Source organism: Hahella sp. KA22, from assembly GCF_004135205.1.
Taxonomy (GTDB): Bacteria; Pseudomonadota; Gammaproteobacteria; order Pseudomonadales; family Oleiphilaceae; genus Hahella.
Map to the genome: position 1 here is coordinate 4,824,084 of NZ_CP035490.1, position 12,769 is coordinate 4,836,852.

A 12,769-nucleotide genomic window follows, 5' to 3' on the forward strand; every position below is an offset into this window, starting at 1 on the left:
TGGCGATCACAGACATATTAACATGGCAATGATATTGGCATGTTAATAACTAGGCGCATGGACGCGCCTGCGCGGCGACAAGCCGCGGGAGACAGGGCCTGACCTGTGCAGGCCCTGTCGTTGCAGACAAATAGAAGGAAGCTATTTGTCTGCCGGATTAATAGTCTAGAGACGCCATTGCAAATGGCCTCTCCGGTTAAAGACATGAAGTTTATATGCGGAACTTGCGAACCAATTGCGTCAGTTGCTCGCTCAGGTTGCTTAAACGCTCGCTATTTTCCGCACTACGATGGGCTTCCTTGTCGGTTTCCAGACTTATCTCGTCCACCAGGCGGATGCGGTCATTCACTCCATGGGCCAGCTGCATTTGAGCCGTCGCTGCGGTGCTTATTTCGCTGTTCATGTTGCGCACTCTTTCAATAGCCTGCGCCATTTCGTCCAGGTGCGCGCCGGTGGCTCGCGCCTCTTCCACTGTGGCGTTGCCTTTCACCTGACTTTGATTCATAAAGCTGGTGGCTTTTTTCGAACCTTCCTGCAGCTTTTCCGTCATCGCCTGGATATCTGCGGTGCTGTCCTGAGTTCGCGAGGCGAGAGAGCGCACTTCGTCCGCCACCACGGCGAAGCCTCTCCCCTGTTCTCCCGCCCTTGCGGCTTCAATAGCGGCGTTGAGCGCCAGCAGATTGGTCTGCTCCGCGATAGAACGAATCACGCTGACAACAGAGTCGATTTGCTCAATTTCAGAGCCCAATTCCTTGATAATCTCCGCCCCCTGGCTGATATCGGTCGCCAGTCCTTCGATGGATTCAATAGAGTCTTCCACCAGATTCTTGGTTTTCTCGCCGATTTGATTGGCCTGCTCCGCGAGTTGAATAGAGTCTTCCGAAAACTTCGAAACGGTATCCACCGACTGCGACAAGGACTCCATATCATCGCGCAACAATACTGATTCATTACGCTGACGTTGACTGACGTCCGAGGTGTTATGCGCGCATTTATCCAGTTCGCTGATGTTGTCCTTCATGCTTTCGCTAGCGGATTGAATACTGACAATGACATCCTGAATCTTGCAGATAAATGCATTGAAGTAAGACGCCAGCACTGCAATCTCTCCCTTGCTGCCGACTTCCACACGTTGCGTCAGGTCGCCTTCCCCTTCTGCAATATCCATCACGCGCCGCGTAATGGATTTGATAGGCTTGATCACTACGTTAAGAATAATGATCGACACCAATATAAAAGAGATCAGGGAGCCGATAGCGCCGAAACCGATCGCTCTATTCACCCCATCCACAACCTGATTAGTCTCCTCGCTGGATTGGGCGACCAGATCCCCAGTGATCTGATTAATCCGGGTAATCGCCGCATTCATATCAGCGATGATTGCATCGCTATCATTGGCGAGCCTGATGGCCTGATCCCGATTATTGAGGCGCAGCAGATAGGCGTTAAAGATGTCGCTATCTTCCTGCAGCTTTTTGATCCAGCCGTTATATTCGCGATAAATGTCTTCGATATCCGCCAGCGTCGCTTCGTCCTCCACCATGCGTTTGAGAGTTTCTAACGTCGCCACGCCCTCTTTGACGCCATCATCGAATTCCACCTGCAGCTTCTTCATTGCACTGCGGTCTTTTTCTGAGGTGTAACGCGTCACCGCTATCTGCAGGCTCAAAATTGTTTGCTTTAAATTCTGCGCTTCGATCACCACTGGATAATCGCTTTCAAACATGTTGATAAGGGAAATCATATCCGCCAGCATTTTGGAGATCTTATCCCCTTCCGCCCTGAACGCAGCAAGAGCGGCGATATTGCGCAGCTCCAGCTCAATAGCGTCGGTCTGACTCTTGACGATGCTGTCCACCAACCTGTCCAATTCGTTGCGATGATCTATCAACAGATCCACTTGTTCCCGTGTGCTCGGCGACAATTCCGCTAATAAAGAAGCGTTTTCCATAAACCCAGGGGTAAGCGCTTTGATCACCTCATGTTTGGCGCGGATCTCGTTCGCTTGGTTGACCGACAGAATATTATTCACACCCTTGGTGGTGATCAGATAGTTAACCGCCAGCTCATCAGCCAAGTCGCCGGAACGATTAACGTTTTCTATGAGGTGCGTAAACCGATCCCGCACCGACGACATGCCGCTCCAAGTAAAAGAGAAAGCGCCTGAAATAATCACTGCAGTGATTAGCAGTAACGCCGCGACGCGGAAGCCTATGCTATTGAAACGAAAGAAGAAGAAACGGGAAATAGCGCCAATCGCCATAACTGCCACCTACTAACGCCTGTCGAGCCCTTTAAAAGCATAGATCACAGGTCAAATATCAACCATTTTTAACCTGTAACAGAGTCTTATTAACATGGCAATGATATTGGCATGTTAATCACCAGGCGCATGGACGCGCTGCGCGGCGACAAGCCGCGGGAGGGCGGGGAACTCTGGGCAGGTTAAGGGAATTAACAGGAAAAAATCTGCTGACTTTAAATTCGGACAGGCAATAAAAAAGCGCCTCAATTGAGACGCCTTGCATGAGATATGACGAGATTTGTTTGTGGAGGATCAATCCCCGCCCAAATTACGCAGAGAGCGCAGGAACAAACCTAAACCGCCTACCGCCAGAACCAATATCACAATCAGTTCAAAAGCGGTCATGGAGCGCATACTGAAATGGATGGAGGAAATAACGCCAAACACCAGCGCCGTCAGCGAACCAATCGTCAGTATCCAGCCAAGAATGTTCTTCGCGCTGAAAAAGATCAGGCCTACGCCGAACATGAAAGGAATCATCACCATGCCGGAAGTAATGCCCCAGTGGCCGCCAAATGCATTGAAGCCGTACAAACGCATGCCCATGCCGAAACTTGATGAGACGACGATAGAGTTGAACAACATGTACAACCCGCCGCACAGCATAATTAATCCGATAAAAAACTGCCCCACTCCACCGGAGGTTCCGCCAGCGCCTTTCATTGTTCACCTACTCCTGCATCGTCATTGAATATCGCGCCGAACGGCGCAAAAAACCTGGGCAACTATACAATAAGCGTAGCACTTAGGCATCATTCATAGCCTCAAAAACACCGTCTCCGCACAGTTTTCGATAAAACGGCGTTGCACTTACCGTCTCCAGGGCATCGCGTTACCAGCACAGTCAGGAAGTTAAGTGGCGGCTGCGTCACTCTGCAAAGACAACTCATACATAGGGGAGAGTTTAGATGATCAGGATACAGGCGGCGCATACACAAACCGCGGCGTTGCGCCGCGGTTTTTCCTAAAAAGTCTGCGATTCCAGACAGTCGGGGCGACTTCAGCCGCCCCTTCGGTTTTTAAGCGATCAGGCGCTTTGCCAGGACGCGGCGATCGCTGCGTTCACCTGACTCTGCTGTTCCTCGGACAAGGTTATCTCGCCGCCAACCGGCGCGCCAAAGGCGGCCATCGCTGACACCAGTTGCTCAATGCGACCGGCGTCGATGACAGCGTCGTCAGTGCGAACTACTTCCAGCTGTTGCGAGTTATCCGCATACCAGCTCTGCACCCGCACCTGGTCCTGCGATCCCAATAGATCCATCACCAAGTCATCGCCTTCGCGAGAGAACCAGAGATTCTGCTCGTCGACGCCTGCGGCGAACTGCAGTTGATCCTCACCCGCTCCCGCATAGTCGTTGATGGTGTCGCGACCATCGCCAGCAGCGAAGTGGTAGGTGTCGTTACCCGCGCCTCCGATCAGGTAGTCATCGCCGCGTCCGCCGGTGAGATGATCATCTCCCGCGCCGCCGTCGATGAGGTCGCCGTCTGAAGAGCCGAATATCACATCAGCGCCCGCTTCAGCAATCGTCACCGTCCCAAACCCGCGCTCGTCAGGCAGTCCGGGGTAATCCGGAGAGCCATCCGGATCAGGATTGCTCATCCCAAACACACCAAAGATCTGGTCGCCGGTGATTTGCCCGCCGCTGGCGAACTCAATGCGGTCGATCGCATGGTCGCCGCCCTTGAAGAAGTTCTTCAAGGTGACGGCATCCGAGCCGCCACTCACATTTAGCGTCAAATGATCGCCGTTGCGTTGCAGCCCGCTGGAGACCTGACCGAAGCTGATTCCCTCAAAGCGCAGGGTATCGACGCCACCGCCGGTATTGTCGATAACGTCTTTGCCGCCGCCAGCGTTGAACACGTAGACATCGTCGCCGCGTCCACCGATCAGCAGATCGTCGCCTTTGCCGCCATTAAGGATATCGTCGCCATTGAAACCACGAACCAGATCGCGACCGTCTCCCGCCGTCAAGGCGCTGTCGCCATTCTGCGTGCCGTCCACCGTTTGATCGTAGGCGCTGGCGGCAGGTATGGACAGGCCGAATACGCCAAAGATCTGCTGGGCCGAGATCTGACCGCCGGCTTCGAACTCGATGTTTTCCACCAAGGCGTCGCCGCCCAGGAAGAAATCCGTCAAAGTGACTTGACCGCCGCCACTGACTTTCAGCACCAGATCATTGCCCGCCTTGGTCAGACCGGAAGACACCTGTCCGAACGTGATGCCGCCGCCAAAGCGCAGCGTATCCACGCCTGAGGCGTCGCGCAGTACATCCTGACCACCGGTGTAGACATAAACATCGTCGCCGACGCCGCCCAACAGGAGATCGTCGCCCGCGCCGCCTGACAAGGTGTCGTCGCCGGAACCGCCTATCAGTGTGTCGTTAGCGTCAGAGCCGTTGATGACGTCGTCTTCGCCCAGTTGCGGCTGTGGGGCTTCTCCATCGCCGCTTCCGGTGTCTCCGCCATTGTTGTCAGTTCCACCATTATTGTCGGAACCGCCGTTATTGTCAGACCCACCATTGTCGCCACCGGTATCGGTTCCACCTCCATTGTCCGTTCCGCCGCCGTTATCGCCGCCAGAGCCATCGGGCATTGGCGTCAACATCCCAACCAGACTGCTGGCTCTGATGGCGTTGCCGCCGTCTGTCGGCTGGACATAAGCGATAGCGTGTTCGCCGCCCAGGAAGTGATCCTTGACTCGCACCTGTTGCGCCAGATCGCCATCGACCAGGATCACCAAGTCATTGCCGTCCTGGTGGTAACTGAGACGAGAGCGGTTCAATCCATCCAGGAAGAATACCCAATCCGAGCCGCCGCCACTTGCGTCAATCACGTCTACACCTTGACCGGCCTTGTAGTAGTAGTGATCGTCGCCGGCGCCGCCAAACAGTAGGTCATCGCCGTCTTCCCCGACCAGAACGTCATTGCCGTCTCCGCCGATAATCACATCATTGCCGGAGCCGACGCCACTGCCGTTACCGCCGTAGAGGTGGTCGTCGCCATCGCCGCCTTCAATGCGGTCATCGCCGCCGAACGCAAAGACAGTATCATCGCCGCCCAGACCTTTGATCAGGTTCTTGCCGTTAGTGCCGGCAATCTGCTCACCAGCGTCAGTGCCTTCCATGACATTGTCGAATTCGCCGTCGGAGCCGTCGTCTGGATTTCCACCCGCCGCCAGCTTGTTGATGGCGGCGGTATTGATCATGGATGAACCGGCCGGTTGCACCCAATCAATGGCGAAATCTCCGCCTTTGAAGTGATCTTTGACTCGTATGCTGTCGTTGGCCCCGTCATCAATGGCGATCAACAGATCGTCGCCATCGCGGCTGAACGCCAGCCGGTCTTCGGTCAGATCTCCGGTAAAGAGCACACCGTCGAAACCGCCGTCGCCGTTGAAGATCAGATCATGACCGTCGCCCGGGCCATAGACGTATTTGTCGTCGCCCTCGCCTCCGGTCAGTTCATCGTCGCCAGCGTTGCCGCTCAATTGATCGTTTCCAGCGCCGCCGAACAGCTTGTCATCGCCAGCTCCGGCTTCGAAGTAGTCGTTGTCCGCGCCGCCATCCAGCAAGTCATTGCCAGCGCCGCCGAAGAGACTGTCTTCGCCATCCTGTCCATACAGCTCATCAGCGCCTTCGTTGCCTTGCAGACTGTCATCGCCCAGGCCGCCTTCCAGGTAGTCATCGCCAATGCGACCTACCAGGTTGTCGTTGCCTTCGCCGCCAAACAAACGGTCGTCGCCTTCATCGCCATCGAGGTAATCCACTCCGGCGTCGCCGTAGATGGTGTCGTTCCCTTGACGCCCCCAGACTTTATCGTCACCGCCGCCCGCATGGATTTCGTCGTTCAAATCACGATATCCGGTCAGGGTTTCTCCCGCGTCGGTTCCCAGCGTTACAGTTCGCGCTTCCACGTCCGCGTCACTGAGAACGACGCCATCCGCGAACTGGAACAGATTAACCTTGAAGTGATTGGTGGAGCCCAGATACCAGTTTTTGATAGTGACGCCATCCGCGCCATTGCTGTGCTCGATGATCAAATCGTTACCGCGACGGGTGAAGGACAAATCAGACGCCTTAACCCCTTCACCGAACTTCAGCGTATCGGAGGACGGCTCAATGTTGTTGAACGCCTCGCCTTCTCTGCGCTCAATCAGGGTGTCGCGGCCATCGCCCAGGTTGAACAGATAGGTGTCGTCGCCAAATGACCCGTACAAGGTGTCATTACCGGTTCCACCCGCCAGGGTATTCACAGTGTCCGCCCAGGTGTTGGTGTTGGCGATCAGCACGTCGTCGCCAGCGCCGCCCAACAGGGTATCGGAGCCCTGGCCGCGCAGTTCGTCATTACCGTCGCCGCCGTCCAGCGTTCCCTGACCTTCCAGCAAATCTTCGCCTTCGCCGCCAAACAGTTGGCCGGAACCGTACAGTTCGTCCTTACCGGCGCCGCCGTAAAGTTTGTCCTGACCGCCATCGCCATACAGTTTGTCATCACCAGCGTCGCCGTTCAGAACATCATCGCCGGAGCCGCCATGCAGCGTATCGTCGCCTTCGCCGCCAGACAGAGTGTCCGCGCCGCTGTCGCCGAATAACTCATCATTACCGAGTCCACCGGACAACTGATCCTGTCCGTCGCCACCGCGCAACGTATCTGCGCCTTCTTCGCCGAAAAGCTCGTCGTTTCCAGAGCCGCCGAACAGCGTGTCGTCGCCGTCGCCGCCGAATAAGCGATCCTCTCCCGCGCCGCCATCGAGTCGGTCCGCGCCCAGCCCCCCCTTGAGAAGGTCAGCGCCGCTTTCTCCGTATAGCTCGTCATCGCCAACGCCGCCGTCGACGTCATCGTCGCCATCGCCTGCGCGAACCTTGTCATTTCCAGCCAAGGTACTGATGGTTTCGCCATTACTGAAGCCTTGGATCACATCTGCATCCGCACTGCCGACAACCGCCTGCGCCATCAATGCAGTGAAGTCCCAGGTCACGCCATCGCTGAACGTCACACTTTCCACACTGGAAGCCGCAGGCGTCAATTGCTCGCCAAGATACTGGCCAGTGATCGTGACTTGATCATCGCTACCGGGAACGCTAATCACCAGGTTGCCGCCTTCACGACGCACGCGTACGGCAGTCGAGGCAATATCGGTGAACTCAATGCGATCCGTCCCGTTGGCGTCCGTGATGACGTCTTTGCCATCGCCCCGGGCAAAGCGATACAAATCGTCGCCTTCGCCACCGGCAAGTTTGTCGTCGCCAGCGTCGCCAGTCAGCACGTCATTGCCGGCCCCGCCTTGCAGATCATCCGCGCCAGCGCCACCGGACAGGCTATCGGCGCCGTCATTACCCAGTAATGTATCAGCGCCGCCAGCGCCGCTCAGGATATCGTCAGTGCTGTAACCGATCAGGGTTTCATCGCCGTCGCCGCCGATCAACGCCATATCCAGCAAGGTTTCTTTATCCCAGACAGTTCCGTCCGCAAAGCGCACTTCATCGATGGCGTAGCCGGTGGTCCCTTCGTTGCGGAAGAAGTCATGCACCAGCACTTGATCGCCTGAGCCGTAATCCAGCTGCAGATTATTACTGGCGCGGGACACTCTAACTCCTGCCGGAGCCACGCCCTCTGCGAACACTATCGCGTCGGCGCCGCCGCTATCATTGTTGTTGATGACATCGCGCCCATCGCCGGAGGTGAACTGATAAACGTCCGCGCCTTCGCCGCCAGTCAGGGTATCGTCACCCACGCCGCCGTTCAGCGTATCGTCGCCATGGCCGCCCAGAAGCTGGTCATTGCCGGCGCCGCCGAGAAGCTCGTCGTTACCGCGATCGCCATTAAGCAAGTCGTTGCCCTGCAAACCGTCAATACGGTTATCGTTCAGATCGCCGTAGATTACGTCCGCCTTTTCTGTGGCCTCCATGGACTTCGCATTAATGTCTTCCGCAGAAAACAGATGCGACAAACCCGAGCCCGGCAGGAAGAAGCCAATGCTGCGTCCGGCGATGACGCCAAAGTCCGGGTAGTAATCGCGAATGGTGATCTTGTCGGTATCGGTCTGTTTGAACAAGACGTCGAGGTGACGACCATTACGTCGAAAGATCACATCGTCCAGCTCAATCTCAGAGACATAGATGGTGATTTTTCCATTGTTATCGTAAATGGAGTCCTTCCCATCGCCCTTGGTGAAGTAATAATTATCATCACCGGCGCCGCCTTCCAGATGGTCATCGCCTATACCGCCAATGAGGTCATCATCGCCATCGCCGCCATAGAGAGAATCATTACCTTCCTGGCCGAACAGACGGTCATTATCAGCGCCGCCGTACAGTGAGTCTTCGCCCAAACCGCCCTGCAGTTCATCCTGACCGTTCTCGCCGTACAGCCTATCTTCGCCTTCCTGGCCCAGAATGATGTCGTCGCCGTCTTTGCCATAAAGCACATCATTGCCTTTCAGGCCGTTCAGCACGTCGTTGGTGGAGAAACCATAGATCGTGTCGGCGTCGTCGGTGGGCTGAATGGCGCGCTTTTTCAGCTCGTCCAGATCCAGCTCCGAGCCGTCGTCAAAACGAATGTGACTCAACGCATATTCGCCAAGACCATCTTTTTCGAAATATCGGCTAACGGTGACTCGATCCTGCATATTCTTGTGGAACAGCACTAGGGAGTCGCCGCTGCGGCGCACCCAGAAATCATCTTTGCTGATACCCGGTCCAAATTGCAGAGTATTGACGTCAGAGCCGTTTTGATTACGGTCGATGATAGTGTCGGCCCCATCCCCCAAATTGAAGTGGAAGGTGTCGCTGCCTGCGCCGCCATCAAGGCTGTCATCGCCTTTGCCGCCAGTCAGCACATCATCGCCTTCGTCCCCATAGAGCTTGTCCGCGCCATCGCCCGCGTCAATAACGTCGTTGCCTTTCTGACCCCGGATAACGTCATTGCCCGCCAGTCCAGTCAGGTTGTCGTCAGTCGCGTCATAACCCCATATCTCATCGGCTCCTTCTGTAGGAATCAGCACCTTCGCCTTAACTGTGTCGATATCCCAAAGGGTTCCATCAGCGAATTCGATGGACTCCAACGCAAATCCTGTAGAGGCGTCTTTATTGAAGTAGTTATTGATCCGGACAGTTTGCGCGCCGTCATCAATGCTGATCAGAAGGTCCCAACCACGGCGCAGCAATACGGTATTTTCCGCCAGGATACCTGCGCCAAAGACCACACGATCCACCGCCGTATCAGAATAGTCTTCTGAAATTGTGTCATGGCCGTCGCCTTTAGCAATCTCATAAACATCCTTACCCGCGCCGCCGTATAAGCGGTCATTATCTTTGCCTCCGACCAGCACATCATCGCCTTTATCGCCGCTGAGAGTGTCGAGGCCCTCGCCGCCGTACAACTTATCGTCGCCATCACCGCCACTGAGGCTGTCTGCGCCGGCATCGCCGCTCAATGTATCCGCGCCAGCCTGGCCATACAGCGAGTCATTACCGCTCAACCCTTTCAGGTTATCGTCAACGGCGTCGTAGCCCCAGATCTCATCAGCGTCTTCAGTGGGAACCTGCACTTTCTGTTTGACTGTAGCCACATCCCAGACAGTTCCGTCCGCAAACTCAATCAAATCCACCGCGTAACCCGTCGCGCCATCTTCGTTGAAGTAGCTGCTGACGCGAATAACCTGACCTTCTTGGCCAATATGCACCAACAAATCACGACCATTACGCGTCAAGCGCACATCACTCTGGGCAATGCTGGCGTCAAGGTAGATCCGGTCCTCGCCCGCCGCGTTGGAGTTATTGATAGTGTCTTTGCCATCGCCGGCGCTGAACTCATAGCGGTCATCGCCTTCGCCGCCTTGCAGGTTGTCGTCGCCAACGCCACCGACGATACGGTCTGAGCCTTTGCCGCCAGCAAGCGTGTCGGCGCCTTCGCGGCCTTCCAGCACATCATCGCCACCATTGCCGTTCAGACGGTCTGCGCCGGTGGAGCCGATAATGTAGGAGTCGCCTTCCGAACCGGAGTAATTGGTTTCCCAAATACTGACATCCTGCAGCGCGCCGGTCAGCAGATCATGAAACACGGAGGCGTTTTCATAGCCCTGCAACTGGGCGGCGACCGCATTTTCATCAATAGTCAGCTGTGTGCGGAATGCGCTGTACACCTGCGCAAGCAGCGCAGCGTCGTCTTTAGAACCGGCGTTTTTAGCGTATTCAGCCAGAGACGCCTGCAGTTTTGCTGCGTCTGTCACCATCATTTTGTTACTGCTGATGGAATACAACGCACCAGAGAAGGCTTCCGCCAACACGGACTGCGCCAAAAAGCGATTGGCGAAGTGCATGCTCAAAGCATGGAAACGCTCGTTCAGGTAACTGGTATTGATGCGGCTCACATAGGGCGACTTGCCTTCTGCGAACTGGCTTTCTATGGTTTCCTTGAACTGGGATAGGCCAGAGAAGCTTTCCAGAATCCACAATTTTTCCGGCGTAGTCAGAGGTTTGCTGGTATCCAAACCCGCCTGTTCCCGCAGCGTGGTAAGCCCAGACCAGTCCGCTAGCACCTTCTCGAAGTTGTCATAGACAGTTTTAGCGTCGGAATTGGCCAATGATTGCACCAAAGCCAAAGTAGTTTCGTTCTGCGCATAAACCGTTTGTAAATCTTTGACGCTGCCGAAACCTCGCAGAAGCGGCGCCTGAATGCCTCGCTGCAACAAATCCTGCAATACGCTCTGGTTCAGGGTGTGGGAACCGGGGTCTTTAGTAATGCGGTTATCCAATTGCAGGTCGAAAGCAGCGGCGTACGCCTCTTCACCGTTACGCACAATCGAACCTTCTGCAATGATGCGGTTGCCATTGCTGTCTTTATCGACCGTTTCGTGGTCGAGCTTGATCGCGTCAATCCCCAAATCTTGCAGGGAATGCAGCTCGCCTTCCTGGCTCAGACCATCCTGGTTCGTGTCGGTCCACACCTGCAATTTGGAGTAAATGGCGTCCTTGGCGTCGATTACACCGTCTGCATTCTCATCGCCAGCGACTCGCAGAGCTTCAAAACCATCCACATCCGCGCCGCCGAACAGCTCGTTGATATCATCAATGGAGCCATTCTCATTCAGGTCATTGACCAACAGACCATCCCGCGAATTAATCCAGCCCACCCTTTCAGCAATGCCATCGCTGTCGATATCGAAATAAGTAGTGGAAGCCGCCAATGTTGAGGTTTCGACCGCACCGCTGTTATCCAGGTCGAACGCCAGCGGATCGCGTCGCACAACAGAGTTATCAGGATCATGCTGAGGCGGATCATCCGGCTCGTCTTCAGTTTCCAACCGAATACCGAGATCGCCGTTGGAGAAATCGTTGATGGTTAGACCGCCGTTGACGGTCAAAACAGAACCGTTCAGTTTATAAGTGAACTGTCCGTCAATACTCTTATACTCATCAGGTGGATCATCTTCTTTGCGGAAACCACCTATCAGTAACGTACCATCCAGGACTGCATACCCTTTGCCATCGCTGTCTTTGATCGTATCTTCACTATCTGCACGGTACAGGTCATATCCGTCACCGCCTTCTAAAAGGTCATCATTCTCACCGCCAACCAGTGTATCGTCGCCGCTGCTTCCATAAAGTTTATCGCTACCCTTGCCGCCATATAGTTCGTCTCGCGACGTGTCAGTTCTGCTACCTTCCGACTCTGCATACAGCGTATCGTTGCCCTCGCCACCGTACAGCTTATCTTCCCCCGTACCGCCGTACAAAGTATCGGCTCCGCCTTTGCCTACCAGCAGATCATTATCTTCTCCGCCGTATAGTTGATCATCGCCGCCACCGCCAATTAATATATCATTACCGAAACGGCCACTCAGTTTGGCGGCGTTATCATTAATTGCGACTAGCAAATCCCCTTTATCTTTAGCTTCATCACCTTTGACCAATGAAGCGATATAGCCGCCTCGATCAAGTCCAAGCACGACAGCTCCATCAATAGCGCCCGCATAGCTGGATAAATCCACGCCATCTTCACCAAATCTTTCCGCCACATACTGTGCTATCGGACGAAAAATATAATCAATGCCCGTTATGTCTGTCTTATAGTCCTTTATGGCTAGTGCAACACCTGAACCATACTTCTTTTCATAGCTATTGATTCTATTAAAGTGTCCAGACTCTAGAAATTTATCAACAACATTCTTAGCCTCAGACTCTGGAACGTTGCTTGAGTTATTATATAAACCAAACAACTCTGACTCTAAATATCGCCGCTTAGCAATCCCTAGTAACTTATCGCCGTTAGACACGTATCTAATTTGATACCAAGCTTCAAATCTATTCCCATTTTCAAGGGCCTTTAAGAGAGAGCCATCAGTTCCAATGAGAGTATTACCGTTATTATATTCCAGCGAGATTAACGCCAAACGCTCCTTAGAATAACTTTCACCACTTAACCCAACAATGCCCTTACCAGATAGTCTGTTTGCAAGCGTGGCTT

At 54.6% G+C, this 12,769-nt stretch carries 3 protein-coding genes; all 3 read right to left on the reverse strand.

Annotated elements, in window-relative coordinates; genetic code table 11:
- Window positions 1-211: 211 nt before the first annotated feature.
- Window positions 212-2,263 (reverse strand): methyl-accepting chemotaxis protein, encoded by a 2,052-nt coding sequence (locus EUZ85_RS21180; protein WP_127971690.1) that lies wholly within the window; start codon window positions 2,261-2,263, stop codon window positions 212-214.
- 294 nt (window positions 2,264-2,557) lie between these two features.
- Entirely contained in the window at window positions 2,558-2,968 is a 411-nt protein-coding gene (locus EUZ85_RS21185; protein ID WP_127971692.1) for a hypothetical protein, read from the reverse strand.
- 364 nt (window positions 2,969-3,332) lie between these two features.
- Entirely contained in the window at window positions 3,333-12,320 is an 8,988-nt protein-coding gene (locus EUZ85_RS31940; protein WP_305000034.1) for a calcium-binding protein, read from the reverse strand.
- Between the last annotated feature and the right edge of the window lie 449 nt (window positions 12,321-12,769).